Origin of the sequence: Hyunsoonleella aestuarii (genome assembly GCF_006148925.1) — a bacterium.
Lineage (GTDB): Bacteria > Bacteroidota > Bacteroidia > Flavobacteriales > Flavobacteriaceae > Algibacter_D > Algibacter_D aestuarii.
This window is the reverse complement of record NZ_VAWB01000002.1, coordinates 60,414-76,772: the sequence shown is the minus strand read 5'-3', so window position 1 is coordinate 76,772 and position 16,359 is coordinate 60,414. Positions and strand designations below refer to the sequence as shown.

Genomic DNA, 16,359 nt, shown 5'->3' with positions numbered 1-16,359 from the left:
CGCTAAATAATTCAGAATTGAATGAATAAAATTACCATACTCATCCATTGTAAAGATAAGCCAAATATTATTGCTTCGGTAACTAATTTTGTTGCAAAAGAAGGTGGAAATATTGTATATCTAGATCAACATGTCGATAGAGAACAAGATGTTTTTTTTATGCGTTTAGAAAGCGAGTTTGTTTCAGACACTTTCTCTACTGAAGATTTTAAAAATGCGTTTAAAAATATTTTAGCTGAAAAATTTGAAATGAAATGGCGTATTTATTCTTCTAAGAAAAAACCACGAATGGCATTGTTTATTTCAAAGTACGATCACTGTCTATACGATTTACTTGGTCGCTATAATTCTGGTGAACTAAACTTAGAAATCCCATTTATAATTAGTAATCATAATGATTTAAAATCTATTGCAGATAATTTTAAAATTCCATTCTACCACATTCCTGTCTCAAAGGAAACAAAGGGTAAAGCAGAAGAAAAACAACTTGCATTATTAAAAGAATACAATATTGATTTTATTGTTTTGGCGCGTTACATGCAAATTGTTTCAAGTAAATTAATAAATGAATACCCAAATAAAATAATAAACATCCATCATTCATTTCTACCTGCATTTGTTGGTGCTAAACCTTATCATTCAGCCTACAAACGCGGTGTCAAAATTATTGGGGCTACTAGCCATTATGTCACCGAAGAATTGGATGCTGGTCCAATTATTGAACAAGACGTAGCGCATATAACGCATACCTACTCCATTGAAGATTTAATTGCTAAAGGCCGCGACCTCGAAAAAATAGTTCTAGCGAATGCTGTAAAACTTCATACAAATAGAAAAGTAATGGTTTACAACAATAAAACTGTTATTTTTTCATAACATAGTGTGACTAAATTTTCATAATTGTGTCTCAATTAAAAGACTTTAAGTTTATAAACAAATTGAGGGATTAACAATTATTGAACTATTTAGGCATCTTTCCCACAAAAAGATGCCTTTTTTTTATCTATGATACCTAAACCATATCTCATATATTTGTTTTAAACACAAAACCCAAAATCATGATAAGAAAAATTTTAACACTTGCATTAATTTTTAACCTAACGGCTTGTGCCGAATTGCAAGAAGTTGTTAACCAGTTACCTCAAGGTGGGACTGTAGGTAATGCGGAAATTGCATCTGGTCTTAGACAAGCTCTAGATTTTGGTATTGATAAACAAGTAACCAAACTTGCGCAAACTGATGGGTTTTTTAAAAATGAGTTAGTTAAGATTTTATTACCTGAAGAATTATATAAAGTTGACAAAGCTCTTCGAGATATTGGTTTAAGTAAATTAGCTGACGAGGGTTTAAAAGTATTAAATCGTGCCGCAGAGGATGCTGTTAAGGAAGCTACGCCTATTTTTGTTGATGCTGTTAAAGGTATTACGTTCGCCGACGCTAAAAATATACTTTTAGGTCAGGATAATGCAGCAACTCAATATTTAACTTCAAAAACTGAAACTGCTTTGTACGCAAAGTTCAATCCAGTTATAAAAAATTCGTTCAGCAAAGTGGGTGCAGATGACATTTGGAGCAGCGTTATAAATAAATACAATAATTTACCATTTACTAATGATGTAAACCCAGACTTAACAGATTATGTGACTGGTGAAGCATTAAAAGGTGTCTATACTATGATAGCTATTGAGGAGAAAGAAATTAGAAATAAAATATCTTCTAGAACTACTGATTTATTAAGAAAGGTGTTTGCTCTACAAGATTAAATTACTCATTCACATTATTAAAAAAAAGCCAACTAATTAATATTTGACTTTTTTATATAATCCATTAAACGCCACAGTAATGTCGCCATCTGTTATCATTTCCCATAATTGGCTTACAGTTCCGTCATCATTTGCAGTCCAAGTTATTCGATTTACAAAAGTTTTACCCTCTTTATTTAAAACCTCATCGGTTTGTAAAATCATTTGGTTACCTACTCTTTTTCCTTTCAAATGTAAACTACCCCCTTGATTATCTAACCACATCTGCTCCCATTCATCTGTTTTAGTATTATAAAAATTTGAGCTCATCCCAGTATAGGTTCCTTTTGCACTTTTCCAATTCTCACTAATAATGCAATTGTCTTGAATTTTTTCTATCACACTGGTTCCTGCTAAATCCCCTTTTTTGTTGGTAACATTCCAAGAACCAACCCAAAAGTCGAATTCACTATTCTTATCTGTACAGCATTTACAATCACTTGATTGTGCATTTAACCCAACTGAAATTATTAATCCTAAAAAAAGTATAATTACTTGTTTCATAATGTATCTTTTTTGTTTCATTTTACAATTTATTAAATGCTTTGCATTAAGTAATTCGCATTAACAAAATATTATTAATCACTTTGTATAAATAATATATTATGACATGAATTCTTTATGTTTTTAAATCTTAAATAAATAATGTATATTTAAGTACCTGTTATTCAGTATTTAAAATGAGTAGAATAGAATCCATAAAAAACAATCGTATAAAACTATATGAACGTTATATTTCGCTCATGGAAAAGGCATATAATTTTAGACAAACAGACTCTGCTTTGAGTGATTTCTCAGAATATAAAGCCATAAAGCTTCTTAACAAGCTTAACAAGTTAAAATACCTTGAACGAGGTCAAACACAGTTAATTGAATAATTATCAATTCTTTAACACTTGCATTACATCCAAAAAACATTAATCTCCGTACTTTATATTATAAAGAATAAGTTATGGAAAGACATTTTTGTAAAGTGGGGAAAATAAAACCCAACTTGAACAAGCTATTAAGTTTAAAAGAATTAGAAAGAAAAGTTTCAAACTTCGTTGAAGACGTTAGTAAATTTGAATATCCTGAAGGTCTAAATGCAACTTTTTAAAATACTCAAATGCTTTAACAAGCCTTGAACCATACCAAGAAAACATTTCTCCATCTACCAAAATAATTTTGGCTTTAGGGTAGTATGCTCTTAACTCTTCTTTGTGAATTTCCTTAAACGGATAAGGTTCTGATGATAATAGAACCAAATCAACATCTTTGCTTACACTTTTTTTAGACAATTGAATTTCTGGATAACGATCCTTATTCGCATACTCATTTTCAAATTTATTTATTTGAAGTAGGTAATCAATAAAAGTGTTATTCCCTGCAACCATCCATGGATTTTTCCAAATGAAATATGCTACTTTTAAAATTGGTTCATTCTTAATAAAATTATCAAACTCATTAGCATCCTTTTGAATATTTCTTATTAATAAAAGGGCTTCAGCTGCTTTATTAAATATTTTCCCGTATTGACTAATAAGTTCTAGGCTGTCTTCAATGGTAAAAATAGCCGAAATATGAACCGTACAAATACCTTCTAATACTTGAACAATCTCTTTTGTATTTTCTTCTTTATTGCAAAGAATAATATCTGGATTTAAGGATACTATCCTGTCTAAATGAATTTGTTTAGTGCCTCCAACCACAGAGACAGATTTCTTAAGATCACTGGGATGGACACAATATTTAGTAATGCCTACGATACTATCTTTTAAGCCTAAATAACAAAGTAACTCCGTTTGACTTGGAACTAAAGAAATGATTCGATTAGGCCTTTGCTTTAAGTTAATGACTCTTTGAAGTTGATCCACAATTTGTTTAGGCATTATGAAGAGAATTTATTGTTTTCTAATAATCCTAATCAAAAGATTACCCAGTTATCGTGATTTCTATAAGTGGCGATTCAATTCCAACGCCATTTGCTCTTGAAGCTCCTTAGCTTTTGATGCTGCAGCTTCGGCAAAATCATTATCGTTTGAAGCATAAATAATACCTCGCGAAGAATTAATTAGTAAGCCTATATAGTTATTCATCCCATATTTACAAACATCATTCAAATTACCTCCTTGCGCGCCAACACCAGGAACTAACAAAAAACTGTCAGGGATTATTTGTCTAATATCTGCTAAATATTCTGCCTTGGTGGCACCAACAACATACATTAAGTTCTTTGAATTTTTCCATGTTTTAGAAGTTTCTAAAACCTTCTTATACAGTTCTTGATTCTCGATTTTTTTAGTTTGAAAATCCAAAGCGCCTTGGTTGGATGTTAATGCCAATAAGATAGTGTGCTTATTTTCAAATGCTAAAAAAGGCTCTACTGAGTCTTTCCCCATATATGGCGCAACGGTTACAGAGTCGAATTCCAAATCTTCAAAAAAAGCTTTAGCATACATGGTACTTGTATTTCCTATATCCCCGCGCTTGGCATCAGCAATAGTAAAAATATCGGGATGATTTTCGTTAAGGTAATTAATCGTTTTCTCTAATGCTTGCCACCCTTTAATCCCATAAGCTTCATAAAATGCCGTATTAGGCTTATATGCCACACATAAATGATGTGTAGCATCTATAATTGTTTTATTAAAAGCAAAAATAGGATCCTCCTCTTTTAAAAGGTGAACAGGAATTTTATTTAAATCTACATCTAGTCCTATACAAAGGAAAGACTTCTTTATTTTTATTTGGTGGATTAATTGGTCTGTAGTCACTTACATTTAGTATTAAATTACATCATCACCAGCTTTTAATTTCTCGGTATTTTCGGCTAATTGTAATTCGTCTATAATTTTTTGAATATCGCCATTTACAATATTACTTAAATCATAGAGCGTTAATCCAATTCTATGATCCGTAACACGGCCTTGAGGGTAATTATACGTTCTAATTTTGGCACTTCTATCACCACTGCTCACCATACTTCCACGCTTAGCAGCATCTTCTTCTTGCTTTTTGGCCAACTCTAAATCATATAAACGCGACCTCAACACCTTAAAAGCTTTCTCTTTGTTTTTATGCTGCGACTTTTGGTCTTGACATTGAGCCACTAACCCAGTAGGGATATGTGTTAACCGTACTGCTGAATAGGTTGTATTTACAGACTGCCCTCCTGGGCCAGATGAACAGAAAAAATCTATTCTAACATCTTTTGGATTAATTTCAACATCAAATTCTTCAGCCTCGGGAAATACCATGACTGTTGCTGCACTAGTATGAACACGACCTTGAGTCTCTGTTTGCGGTACACGTTGTACACGATGCACACCAGCTTCAAATTTTAATGTACCATAAACCTCTTCTCCACTTACTTCAAATTGGATTTCTTTAAACCCCCCATTGGTTCCTTCACTAAAATCTACAGTTTCAACTCGCCAACCTTTACTCTCGCAGTATTTTGTATACATTCTAAATAAATCTCCTGCAAAAATACTCGCTTCATCACCACCCGTTCCTGCCCGCAACTCAACAACCGCATTTTTAGAATCTTCTGGATCTTTAGGTATTAACAATACTTTTATCTCTTCTTCTAATTTTGGAATCCCATCCTTTGCTTCATCATATTGCATTTTAGCCATTTCAACCATTTCTTCATCACTCCCATCGGCTATAATTTCTTCGGCTTCAGCTAAATTATTAGTAAGTTCTATATAAGCCTCACGCTTATCCATTAGAACTCGGAGATCCTTGTATTCTCTATTTAACTCTATATATCGTTTTTGATCTGATATGATATCGGGCTGAATGATTAAATCACTTACCTCATCAAAACGTTGCTTAATTATTTGCAATTTCTCTAACATCTGCCTTTTTTAATTGGTCACCAAAAATACAATAATTTATGAATTTTAAGCTCTTAAGCAAGTCGAGAATAGGCTAAAACAAAAAATAATATGATTCTTTCAGCGTTATTAATTTTACCATGCGTCGGTTATCATCAATCTTTCTTTTTTACAGACCTTTTATTATCTGGTCATTTGGAGTAAATATATTTTTATTGATTATCAATTTTCATATTTTAACCATAGCTTCCATAAAAATATTATTGACCATCTTTTTGTGGCACATAACCGAAAATACTAATAAAAGAAAAATCCTTAATTTTTTTAAAAATCAAGGATTTACAGTATTTAAATTTTTCTGTTTTATTTATTTATTAGATCTCATTATAAGCATTCCTTTTCTATTGGTGTTTTCTGAATTTATTTAAAAATCCATAGCAAATCCAACACCTAAAAACTGTTTCCATTGAACTTTCGCACCAGCCTCATCAAACTCTCCTTCAATCTCTGTTGCGACTTGAGTTTTCACATCATCATCATATCTTAGGTGAGAACCTAAAGTAGCTCTTACAAAACTATTCACTTTAAAATCGAAATCTACTCGCCAATCCAAATCAACATTTCCGAAATTATTAATATAATCAGTGTAGAGACTTACTTGATGTTTTAAACCAATGTTCTCAACAATTTCCATTTCATAACTATTAGTCATTAAAATACCGACTTCTCTTCGCACTCGGTCTCCTTTTTTAATCATATTTCCAAGACTATCAAATTCGGCTGGAGTAACACCAAAAGCACCAGCGTTCGCCAAGTCTTCATCTAAAACAAATGTTGCTTTTAATGTAAGCGGAGAGAAATAGAATGATAATTGCTCAATCTGCTTACCATACTCTAAACCTCCTCCAAAAAAAACATAACCAGGAGCCATAAGCCTCGAAATAGGCTCATCTCGATTAGGGTAATTGTAACCGTTTGTAAACTGAGTTCTAAAATTAAACTTAGCTGAATAAAACCAGTTAGATAAACTATCAGGTTTATATCCAAGGCTAGAATTAATTTCGAAACGGTCGTCTGTCTTCCGTAATTGTTTACTTTCTTGTTTGTTTACTCCATATCGTGTTGATAATGTGTTCTTCCAAAAAAAGTATTTATCCTTGTAATTCAACTTAGACTCTAAACCCAATAGACCAGAAATGGAGTTAGTACCACCGGCATTCCAATTAACAAAGGCTACTTCGCTCAAATCGAAAGTTGCTCGATTTTGCTGTATCCATTGTGGTCCTTGATATTTAGGCTCTAACTCTTTAATATATAACGAATCAGGCTGTGCATAGGCAAGATTAACAACAATGCTAAAAGCAAGTAAAAAAACGGTTCTCATGGTTGATTGATATAAGTTTTTAAAAGTTTGAATTTTATCAAAAACTATTCCGTTTTAACAAAATCAATAATTAAACTCACCAAATTGACTTTTTATTGTAAGTTTCTTAGTTTTTGAAGCTTCAACTCTACCAATAATTTTTGCATCTACATTAAAGGATTTGGAAATGGCAATGATGTCATTAGCTATATCTTGCGGAACATACAACTCCATTCGATGCCCACAATTGAAAACCTGATACATTTCTTTCCAGTCCGTTTTAGATTGCTCCTGTATTAATTTAAAAAGTGGTGGAATTGAAAACATATTATCCTTAATAATATGAAATTGGTCCACAAAATGAAGGATTTTTGTCTGTGCACCACCAGAGCAATGCACCATACCATGAATAATATCACTGCTATATTTCGTCAAAACTTTTTTAATTATTGGTGCATAGGTTCGTGTTGGGGAGAGTACTAGTTTTCCAGCATCAATAGGCGAATTTTTTACCTTATCTGTTAACTTTATTTCACCAGAATAAACTAATTCTTCAGGAACTGAAGGATCAAAACTTTCAGGATAGTGAATTGCAAGGTAATTACTAAACACATCATGACGTGCAGAGGTTAGCCCGTTACTTCCCATACCACCGTTATATTTCTTTTCATAGGTCGCTTGTCCAAAACTTTCAAGTCCCACGATAACATCTCCTGCTTGAATATTAGCATTATCAATAACATCACTACGTTTCATTCTAGCAGTAACCGTAGAATCTACAATTATAGTACGAACCAAATCACCAACATCAGCGGTTTCCCCTCCTGTTGAGTGAATAGAAACACCAAAAGATTTTAAATCTTCAAGTAATTCTTCGGTTCCATTTATTATTGCAGAAAGCACTTCTCCAGGAATTAAGTTTTTATTTCTTCCAATTGTAGAAGACAACATAATATTATCTGTAGCACCAACACATAATAAATCGTCAATATTCATAATAAGGGCATCCTGCGCTATTCCTTTCCAAACCGATATATCCCCGGTCTCTTTCCAATACATATAAGCAAGAGAAGACTTTGTACCGGCACCATCGGCATGCATTATTAAGCAATAGTCTTCATCATTAGTTAAATAATCTGGTACTATTTTACAAAATGCTTTAGGAAATAAGCCTTTATCAATATTTTTAATGGCATTATGTACATCCTCCTTAGATGCTGAAACACCCCGTTGTGCATAACGTTTTGAAACTTCTTCACTCATAATATTCTATTGTTTTGCAAAGAAAAGGAATATTTCAAAAATTAGTCCTTTTAATTTCAAATATGAAAGAGGTTTTATTAACTACTTTTTAACTGGCAACAGACTTATTTGATTACGTACACTAAATTAATTATTAGTTGGGTGTTCTATAAGATGTTCATTTGGGAAATGAATTTCTTTTATCCTTCTTTCCATAAAAAATATAAAATAATATAAATTAACTAAAGGAGATGCACAAGCCTATTAATGGCTATTATTTATACTGAACTCATGAAAAACTAGACTGAATCTTTTATGATTTTTCATAAAGTATTTTAGATTACTGATATAGTTTTCATTTAAAAAACCCCTATGACTTCTTCAACAACCAAATTAATATAAGACTTAATGATGCGCGGGACACATATGCTCAAAATCAAAATAAACTAGACGCATATTAAAAATAAATATTATATTTCAATCTCTTAAATCTACAAACTAATTACAATATGTTAAAGTTTACTAGTTATATTATTCCCCTTTTATGTTTTATAGGAAACACACAAGCTACTTGGCAAAATATACCAAATAGTTTAACTAATCAAAGCAACCAACGTTTTGACGATGTCTTTTTTATAAATGAAAATATAGGTTGGGCTGCAAATGGTGCTTATGCTGCTGTATACAAAACAATAAATGGAGGTTTAAGTTGGACAGAACAGTTAACCGAAACTCAATTAGGAGGTAATTATTATTTTAGAAATATTGAGTTTTTAAATGAAAATATTGGGTTTTTAGGAACCCTAAACAATGAGTTATTAAAAACAATTGATGGTGGATCTAACTGGTCAGTTGTATCAAACATTACACCAATTCCTCCAGCTATATGTGGAATAGAGACTAGTGGCGATTCAACTGTTTATGGATGTGGAGCATATTTTGCCCCAGCATTCGTTATAAAATCTACCGATAATGGTAATACTTGGCAATATCTTGACATGTCTTCTTATGCTAACGCCTTGGTAGAAGTGGTTTTTTTGAATGAAAATACTGGATTTGTTTCCGGGAGGAACGATAATGGTGGAATTATTCTTAAAACAACTGACGGTGGAACTTCTTGGAGTGAACTTTATAATACAAATACCCCTGGAGAGTATGTTTGGAAAATGCAAGTTTTAGAAAACAATAATGATGTTATTTTTGGCGCAGTTTCATCGGTATACCCTAATAACGGAAGTTTGATAAAAACCACTGATGCTGGCTTAAATTGGAGTTCTTTCGATGCTCCTGAGACTGATATTCAAGCGGTAGGCTTTATTAATGAAAATAAAGGATGGATGGGTGGACACACCACTGGTTTTTATGAAACTAATAATGGCGGACTCTCATGGACTAATTTAAATATTGGCAATAATCTAAATCGAATTTTTATAATTAATTCTTCTCTGGCATTTGCTGGGGGAACCTCTCTTTATAAGTATACTGAAGAAACCTTAAACTTAGAATATTCAAATGAAGAAAAGAGAAATCAATTAAATTTAACATTAATGCAAAATCCCGTTAAAACTTTACTCGAGTTTACTATTGAATTCCCTTTCCATGATAATTTACTTATTGAACTTTATGATATTGATGGCAAATTCATAAAACAGTTAACAAGAGATAGACTTTCTACAAAAACTACCAAACAATACAGCTTCTCTGTTGAAGATTTAAACTCAGGCACATATCTGTTAAATTTACATAGTAATACTGGTCGACAATTTATCAAGTTTATAAAAGAATAACATAATAATTTTTAAATCGACATAGTAAAAAATTCAGAATAATAATTACTTACATTTTAATCTTACTGCATATAGAACCGACAAAATTAGGCAATCTATATTAATACCAAAATTGGCTAATTATCTATGTGTATAGAAAGAATATAGGTTACAGAGATTACTAGAGTAATTTAAGCTTTATCTCAAAAAGAGTATACCAAAATTTCTTAAGCCAAAAATGGTAAACTTTTATCAACTCGTACTAATAAAACACCAGAAATTAAATATTCGTTTAATAGACTAGCTTTGCCTGTTCATTTTAAACCGCATCATCATGTCAAAAATATAAAACTTAATTTCAGTAACAAAAATTTATAAATCCCATTAGCTTTATTAAATGCAACTTTATATTTAAAAAATTGATTTTAAAAACAAAGCCATAAGACAATCTCTTATCTTTAATCGTATAAAAATAATTTCTACCTAGTAAACAGCATTTCTCGATATTTAGTTAAGGGCCAAAGTTCATCATCAACCAGAAGTTCTAGTTTATCACAATGATAACGAATATCATCTAGCAAAGGTTTTACGTTAAAGCAATATTTATGAGCTTTCTTTTCTAAATCATTAATAACATTAGCTTTTTTTCTCTCACCTATCATCTTAGTTACATTGACATTAATACCTTCAATATGATTTGAAATTTCTTCAATTAAATTGATCTGCTCCTTAGAAACAGCATTATACTTCTCCTCAAAAATCTCTTTTAAACCTTTAACATTCTCAATTAAAATATTTTGATATTTAACTGCAGTAGGAACAATATGATTTCTAGAAACATCTCCCAATACGCGACTTTCAATTTGAATGTGCTTAATATAGGCTTCCATTTCAATTTCGTAACGTGCCTGAGTTTCAATTTTACTCATTACTCCCATCTCCTCAAACAATGCAATAGACTCCTTAGACACTTTTGATTTTAAAGCTTCTGGAGTTGTTTTGTTATTGCTAAGTCCACGTTTTTTAGCTTCTTTTTCCCAAGCTTCTCCATATCCATTACCCTCAAACAATATATCTCGACAAGACTTAATATTTTCTCTAAGCACATTAAATATGGCTTCATCTTTCTTAAGTCCTTTCTTATCAATCAACAAATCGACTTCAGTTTTAAAATCTCTTAATTGTTTAGCCACAATAGTATTTAAAACAGTCATAGGGTTACCACAATTTGCAGTAGAACCCACAGCTCTAAATTCAAATTTATTACCGGTAAAAGCAAAAGGAGACGTTCTATTTCTGTCAGTGTTATCTAATAATACGTCTGGTATTTTACCAATAACATTAAGTTTTAACTCCGTTTTTTCTTGAGGTGACAACTTTCCTTTTGTAACTCCCTCTAACTCCTCTAAAACCTTAGTTAATTGTTCACCAATAAAAATGGACATGATAGCTGGAGGCGCTTCATTTGCCCCAAGTCTGTGGTCATTGCTAGCCGATGCAATAGCTGCTCTTAGGAGTGCTTCATGTGTATGCACACCTTTTATCGTATTAACAAAAAAAGTAAGAAATTGTAAATTACTCATTGGAGTTTTCCCGGGACCTAACAAATTAATACCCGTATCCGTAGACAGCGACCAATTATTATGCTTTCCAGAGCCATTAACACCTGCAAATGGTTTTTCGTGTAACAATACTTTAAAATTATGACGAGACGCTACCCGACCCATGATATCCATTAGCAGTGAATTGTGGTCCACAGCTAGATTAGCTTCCTCATATATTGGTGCGACCTCAAACTGATTTGGAGCTACTTCATTATGTCTAGTCTTTACTGGAATTCCTAAAAGCATACATTCATTTTCTAACTCCCTCATAAAATTTAAAGCACGATTAGGAATTGATCCAAAATAGTGATCGTCCAATTGTTGTCCTTTAGCAGACGAATGCCCTAGTAAAGTTCTCCCTGTAAGAACTAAATCTGGTCGACTTGCTGCCAACATTTTATCTACTAAAAAATACTCCTGCTCCCAACCTAAAGATGAGGAAACTTTCTTCACATTTTTATCGAAATATTTACAAATTGCAGTTGCAGCATCATCAACGGCATGCAAAGCCCTTAATAGAGGTGTTTTATAATCTAATGCTTCACCTGTGTAAGCAACAAAAATGGTTGGAATACAAAGTGTAGTTTCATAAATAAAAGCCGGAGACGATGGATCCCAAGCAGTATATCCTCTAGCCTCAAAAGTATTTCTTATTCCTCCACTCGGAAAACTAGAAGCATCCGGTTCTTGCTGCACTAATTGTCCTCCTTCGAATTTTTCAATAGAATTGCCATCCTTCGTAGTTTCAAAAAAAGCGTCATGCTTTTCTGCTGTAGACCCAGTTAATGGTTGAAACCAGTGCGTATAATGAGTTACACCTTTAGACAAAGCCCAATCCTTCATAGCAGATGCAACTTGATCTGCAATATTGCGGTCAATTTTCTTTCCATGTTGAATAGCATTCATCACCCCAACAAAAGCATCTTTCGTTAAATACTGACGCATCGTTTTCTCATTAAATACATTTTTTCCAAACAACTCTGAGCGTTTAACATTCTCTTCAATGTAAACTGGTTTGTATGCAAGCGATTCTTTTATCGCATGAAATCGTAATGTAGGCATCGTCTTATTAAATTAATTTTATTGTCTTTACAAAAATAATTATCCCTAATAAATATAAAAGAAATTCAAACTCATATTGTTAACATTTTTTCATTATTTATATAAAATAATATACTTTTTTTAAAATATACCTTAAAAAAATAGGGTTTAAATAAAAATAAGTTAGGTTTTTATTAAAATACCCCCTAAAATTTATAGTATCTGTTTAAAGACATATATTTGTGTGATTACTTTTAATATTTCAATTATAATATATTCATTATGGCAAAAATTAAATTAGAATACCTTTGGTTAGATGGGTATTATCCAACTCAAAACTTAAGAAGCAAAACCAAGGTAGAAGAGCATGAAAACTTCCAAGGCACTTTGGAAGAATTAGGAATGTGGTCTTTTGATGGATCTTCAACTAGACAAGCCGAAGGTGGTTCTTCTGACTGTTTATTGAAACCTGTAGCTATTTATCCAGATCCAGACAGAATCAACGGATATTTAGTAATGACTGAAGTTTTAAATGCAGATGGTACTCCACATGCATCTAATGGTAGAGCAACTATTGATGATGATGATAATGATTTCTGGTTTGGTTTCGAGCAAGAATACTTTATAATGGATACTAAAACACAATTGCCATTAGGTTTCCCTGTTGGTGGTTATCCTGCACCACAAGGAATGTATTACTGTTCTGTTGGTGGAAAGAACACTCACGGTAGAGATTTAGTTGAAGAGCATGCAGATTTATGTATTGATGCAGGTTTAAACTTTGAAGGAATCAACCAAGAGGTTGCCTCAGGACAATGGGAATTCCAATTATTCGCTAAAGGTGCTAAAAAAGCTGGAGACGAAATATGGATTGCTAGATATTTACTTGACCGCTTAACTGAAAAATATGGTTACTATATTGAGTACCACCCAAAACCGCTTGGAAAAGATATGGATTGGAATGGTTCTGGTATGCACGCCAACTTCTCAAACACAACCTTAAGAACTTGTGGTTCTAAAGAAACTTATGAAGCAATTTGTGAAGCATTCAGACCCGTTGTTAAAGAACACATAGAAGTTTATGGAGAGTTTAATGACCAACGTTTAACTGGTGATCATGAAACTGCTGCAATCACAGATTTCTCATATGGAGTATCAGATAGAGGAGCTTCAATTCGTATTCCAATTATTACTGTAGAGAAAGGTTGGAAAGGTTGGTTAGAAGACAGAAGACCAGCATCTAATGGAGATCCATACAAAATTGCAGGTAGAATTATTAAAACTGTTAAATCCGCTAAAATATAACTTAGCCTATAAAGTTTTGTTCATAAAAAAGCGCTTACAATTGTAAGTGCTTTTTTTTATGAACTAGTTTTAGCACTCATAAATTGAATTTGTATTACAAATCATCTAACTTCGTGATTTACAACAAGATTAAATTACCTAACCTATACGATAATGAAAATATTTCAATATGCGATTTTGTCACTCTTATTACTTGGTTGCGAAGCCAAAATAAAAACTCAGTCAGAAGACCTTAAAAGTTGGGCATTTCCATATTTTGAAAAAGTAGATAGTTTAAATCCCATTTTAAGTCCGACTCCAGATTTGAAATTTTTAGACCCTATTACAAATCATACTGTTCATTGGGAAGAACGTAACGTGCTTAACCCAACAGCAATTGTCAAAAACAATAAAATCTATTTATTATACAGGGCACAAGACTCTCTAGGGACTTCGCGCATTGGAATGGCGATCAGTGAAGACGGTTTACATTTTAAAAAAATGACTGAGCCCATTTTCTTTCCTGACGCCGACTCAATGAAAGTTTATGAGTGGAATTATAAAAAAGATAAGACAGAGCAAACAAATTCTGAAGAGTGCTATTTTTGCTATTTTGACGGTGTTGAAGACCCTAGAATCGTAGAGAGCGAAGCGGGCGATTATTTCATGACTTACACATCATATGACGGAAAAACGGCTCGCTTAAGTATAGCTTCTTCAAAAGATTTATTGACTTGGCAAAAGCATGGTTTGGTGTTAAAAAATGAAAAATATAAAAACACCTGGTCAAAAGCTGGTGCTATAGTTAGCGAGTTAGTAGGTAATAAAATAATCGCAAAAAAAATTAATGAAAAGTACTGGATGTATTTTGGCGATACCAATATTTTTATGGCATACTCTGATGACCTTATAAACTGGGAAGTTGCAGAAAACTCTGAGTCAAAAAAATTGATTTCAGTATTGCACCCAAGAATGGGTTATTTTGATAGCAGACTTGTTGAACCTGGACCTTTTGCATTACTGACCGATAATGGCATTCTTTTAATTTATAATGGTAGCAATGCCGAAAATTATAGTGATACAAGTTTACCAAAATTTACATATGCTGCTGGTCAAGCCTTATTTGATAAGAATAAACCTTATAAATTAATTGATAGAACAAATAAATTCTTTATTCACCCAGACAAAGAATATGAGAAAGTTGGTGAGGTGAATGAAGTCTGTTTTGTTGAAGGTTTGGTCTATTTTAAAGGCAATTGGTTTTTATATTACGGTACTGCAGATTCTAAAATTGGAGTTGCCGTTTATAAAAATTAATATAACCAACAAAGCAATTCTTAAAAACACGAAAATGGTTTAAAACTTCTCGAAAGTGAAAACTAAAAATAAAAATATTCCATAGGCCAGGACCAAGAAAAAACCTTTTGACCTACTTATTTGCATTTTTTTTGGAATAAAAATCATGGGTAATAAGATTATTGCGAACCCGAGCATCCAAAAAATATCATTCGAAAGTATTTGTAATTCTGTTACTGGAATCGGCTTCACTAAAGCTGTTAAACCTAAAACTGATCCAATATTAAATATGTTAGATCCGATTAAATTTCCCAATGAAATGGCTTTCTCTTTTTTTGCTGCTGCAATAACAGACGCCGCCAATTCTGGAACACTAGTTCCTATAGCGATTAAAGACACTCCTATTACTGCTTCACTTACCCCGACTGAACGCGCAATCTCTTTTGATCCTTCTACAAGCCATTCACTCCCAAAATAGAGCGCTATTGCTCCTATTAAAAGCCATATCAAAATTTTAAAATTAGATATAGTAGCTAAGGTATCATCAACTTCTTCAACGACGGTATCTTTTTTAGCTTTTTTTAGAAGAACAAACAGAAACAAGATAAGTCCAAAAAATAATACGGCTCCTTCCAATGCAGATAATACATTATCATTTTTCAAAAAATAATAGAGTAAAATGGAAAACACCATCATTATTGGCCAGTTAAGTTTATAAAAAGATTTATCAACAGATATAGTCCCTACCAAAGCTGTAATACCTAGAACCAAACCTATATTTGCTATATTTGATCCTACCACATTGTTAATTGCAATGGCAGGAGATCCTGATAAAGCTGCTTGTAAACTAACTAATAGTTCAGGAGCGGAAGTAGCAAAGGAAACTACAGTCATACCAATTACCATTTTTGATATATCAAATTTAAATGACAATGCCACAGAAGACCTCACAAGGTACTCACCTCCTATTACTAATAATACAAAACCAAGGATTACCCAAAGTATACTCATAAACATTTTTTTGCGAAGATAAATGAAAGTAAAAAAGTGAAAAGTGAAAAAGGAAAAGATTTTTTTAAAACTTAATTTTTAGTTAAATAACTATTATTATAGTTGTACAACTATAATAATAGTTAT

Annotated in this window: 14 protein-coding genes; 6 read left to right on the top strand and 8 right to left on the bottom strand. The window is 32.2% G+C overall.

Features of this window, described 5'->3' with window-relative positions:
• The first annotated feature begins 21 nt into the window (after positions 1–21).
• Complete coding sequence (gene purU / locus FEF17_RS09935) at positions 22–876, top strand: formyltetrahydrofolate deformylase (protein ID WP_139002251.1); 855 nt, start codon at positions 22–24, stop codon at positions 874–876.
• A 182-nt stretch (positions 877–1,058) separates the two neighbouring features.
• The gene (locus FEF17_RS09930) at positions 1,059–1,763 is read left to right on the top strand and encodes a DUF4197 domain-containing protein (protein ID WP_139002250.1); all 705 of its coding nucleotides are present in this window, start codon (positions 1,059–1,061) and stop codon (positions 1,761–1,763) included.
• Positions 1,764–1,799: 36 nt separating this feature from the next.
• Here FEF17_RS09930 and FEF17_RS09925 read toward each other — a convergent pair whose 3' ends face one another.
• Positions 1,800–2,306, bottom strand: a complete 507-nt coding sequence (locus FEF17_RS09925) for a hypothetical protein (RefSeq protein WP_139002249.1) — start codon at positions 2,304–2,306, stop codon at positions 1,800–1,802.
• A gap of 176 nt (positions 2,307–2,482) precedes the next feature.
• On the opposite strand from FEF17_RS09925, the gene FEF17_RS09920 reads away from it, so the two are divergent.
• Complete coding sequence (locus tag FEF17_RS09920; protein ID WP_139002248.1) at positions 2,483–2,680, top strand: Lacal_2735 family protein; 198 nt, start codon at positions 2,483–2,485, stop codon at positions 2,678–2,680.
• A 177-nt stretch (positions 2,681–2,857) separates the two neighbouring features.
• Here FEF17_RS09920 and FEF17_RS09915 read toward each other — a convergent pair whose 3' ends face one another.
• The 5 genes from FEF17_RS09915 to FEF17_RS09895 form a co-directional block, all read right to left on the bottom strand.
• Positions 2,858–3,673: an ABC transporter substrate-binding protein gene (locus FEF17_RS09915; RefSeq protein WP_139002247.1), complete on the bottom strand. Its 816-nt coding sequence runs from the start codon at positions 3,671–3,673 to the stop codon at positions 2,858–2,860.
• Between the two features lie 63 nt (positions 3,674–3,736).
• Positions 3,737–4,558 carry an orotidine-5'-phosphate decarboxylase gene (pyrF, locus tag FEF17_RS09910; RefSeq protein WP_139002246.1) on the bottom strand — a complete coding sequence of 274 codons (822 nt, stop codon included), beginning with the start codon at positions 4,556–4,558 and terminating at the stop codon, positions 3,737–3,739.
• Positions 4,559–4,570: 12 nt separating this feature from the next.
• Positions 4,571–5,647 carry a peptide chain release factor 1 gene (gene prfA / locus FEF17_RS09905; protein ID WP_139002245.1) on the bottom strand — a complete coding sequence of 359 codons (1,077 nt, stop codon included), beginning with the start codon at positions 5,645–5,647 and terminating at the stop codon, positions 4,571–4,573.
• A 403-nt stretch (positions 5,648–6,050) separates the two neighbouring features.
• Positions 6,051–7,010 carry a DUF3078 domain-containing protein gene (locus FEF17_RS09900; RefSeq protein ID WP_139002244.1) on the bottom strand — a complete coding sequence of 320 codons (960 nt, stop codon included), beginning with the start codon at positions 7,008–7,010 and terminating at the stop codon, positions 6,051–6,053.
• Between the two features lie 63 nt (positions 7,011–7,073).
• Positions 7,074–8,252 (bottom strand): AIR synthase related protein, encoded by a 1,179-nt coding sequence (locus FEF17_RS09895; protein WP_139002243.1) that lies wholly within the window; start codon positions 8,250–8,252, stop codon positions 7,074–7,076.
• A 488-nt stretch (positions 8,253–8,740) separates the two neighbouring features.
• Here FEF17_RS09895 and FEF17_RS09890 point away from each other — a divergent pair, with 488 nt between their 5' ends.
• Positions 8,741–10,018: a YCF48-related protein gene (locus FEF17_RS09890; protein ID WP_139002242.1), complete on the top strand. Its 1,278-nt coding sequence runs from the start codon at positions 8,741–8,743 to the stop codon at positions 10,016–10,018.
• 458 nt (positions 10,019–10,476) lie between these two features.
• Here FEF17_RS09890 and FEF17_RS09885 read toward each other — a convergent pair whose 3' ends face one another.
• Positions 10,477–12,663 carry a glutamine synthetase III family protein gene (locus FEF17_RS09885; RefSeq protein WP_139002241.1) on the bottom strand — a complete coding sequence of 729 codons (2,187 nt, stop codon included), beginning with the start codon at positions 12,661–12,663 and terminating at the stop codon, positions 10,477–10,479.
• A gap of 261 nt (positions 12,664–12,924) precedes the next feature.
• Here FEF17_RS09885 and FEF17_RS09880 point away from each other — a divergent pair, with 261 nt between their 5' ends.
• On the top strand, positions 12,925–13,947 hold the full coding sequence (locus tag FEF17_RS09880; protein WP_139002240.1) for a glutamine synthetase beta-grasp domain-containing protein: 1,023 nt from the start codon (positions 12,925–12,927) through the stop codon (positions 13,945–13,947).
• Between the two features lie 153 nt (positions 13,948–14,100).
• Entirely contained in the window at positions 14,101–15,243 is a 1,143-nt protein-coding gene (locus tag FEF17_RS09875) for a glycoside hydrolase family 130 protein (protein WP_139002239.1), read from the top strand.
• A 39-nt stretch (positions 15,244–15,282) separates the two neighbouring features.
• Here the strand turns inward: FEF17_RS09875 and FEF17_RS09870 are convergent, their stop codons facing one another.
• Positions 15,283–16,233, bottom strand: coding sequence for a calcium/sodium antiporter (locus tag FEF17_RS09870; protein ID WP_139002238.1), 951 nt, complete (start codon positions 16,231–16,233; stop codon positions 15,283–15,285).
• Positions 16,234–16,359 lie beyond the last annotated feature (126 nt).

Excerpts from the sequence above, each read along its gene's own strand:
- prfA (WP_139002245.1), bottom strand. The coding sequence starts at position 5,647 with ATGTTAGAGAAATTGCAAATAATTAAGCAACGTTTTGATGAGGTAAGT.
- FEF17_RS09870 (WP_139002238.1), bottom strand. The coding sequence starts at position 16,233 with ATGAGTATACTTTGGGTAATCCTTGGTTTTGTATTATTAGTAATAGGA.
- purU (WP_139002251.1), top strand. The coding sequence starts at position 22 with ATGAATAAAATTACCATACTCATCCATTGTAAAGATAAGCCAAATATT.
- FEF17_RS09875 (WP_139002239.1), top strand. The coding sequence starts at position 14,101 with ATGAAAATATTTCAATATGCGATTTTGTCACTCTTATTACTTGGTTGC.
- FEF17_RS09885 (WP_139002241.1), bottom strand. The coding sequence starts at position 12,663 with ATGCCTACATTACGATTTCATGCGATAAAAGAATCGCTTGCATACAAA.
- FEF17_RS09880 (WP_139002240.1), top strand. The coding sequence starts at position 12,925 with ATGGCAAAAATTAAATTAGAATACCTTTGGTTAGATGGGTATTATCCA.
- FEF17_RS09895 (WP_139002243.1), bottom strand. The coding sequence starts at position 8,252 with ATGAGTGAAGAAGTTTCAAAACGTTATGCACAACGGGGTGTTTCAGCA.
- FEF17_RS09920 (WP_139002248.1), top strand. The coding sequence starts at position 2,483 with ATGAGTAGAATAGAATCCATAAAAAACAATCGTATAAAACTATATGAA.
- FEF17_RS09930 (WP_139002250.1), top strand. The coding sequence starts at position 1,059 with ATGATAAGAAAAATTTTAACACTTGCATTAATTTTTAACCTAACGGCT.
- FEF17_RS09925 (WP_139002249.1), bottom strand. The coding sequence starts at position 2,306 with ATGAAACAAGTAATTATACTTTTTTTAGGATTAATAATTTCAGTTGGG.
- FEF17_RS09900 (WP_139002244.1), bottom strand. The coding sequence starts at position 7,010 with ATGAGAACCGTTTTTTTACTTGCTTTTAGCATTGTTGTTAATCTTGCC.
- FEF17_RS09890 (WP_139002242.1), top strand. The coding sequence starts at position 8,741 with ATGTTAAAGTTTACTAGTTATATTATTCCCCTTTTATGTTTTATAGGA.
- FEF17_RS09915 (WP_139002247.1), bottom strand. The coding sequence starts at position 3,673 with ATGCCTAAACAAATTGTGGATCAACTTCAAAGAGTCATTAACTTAAAG.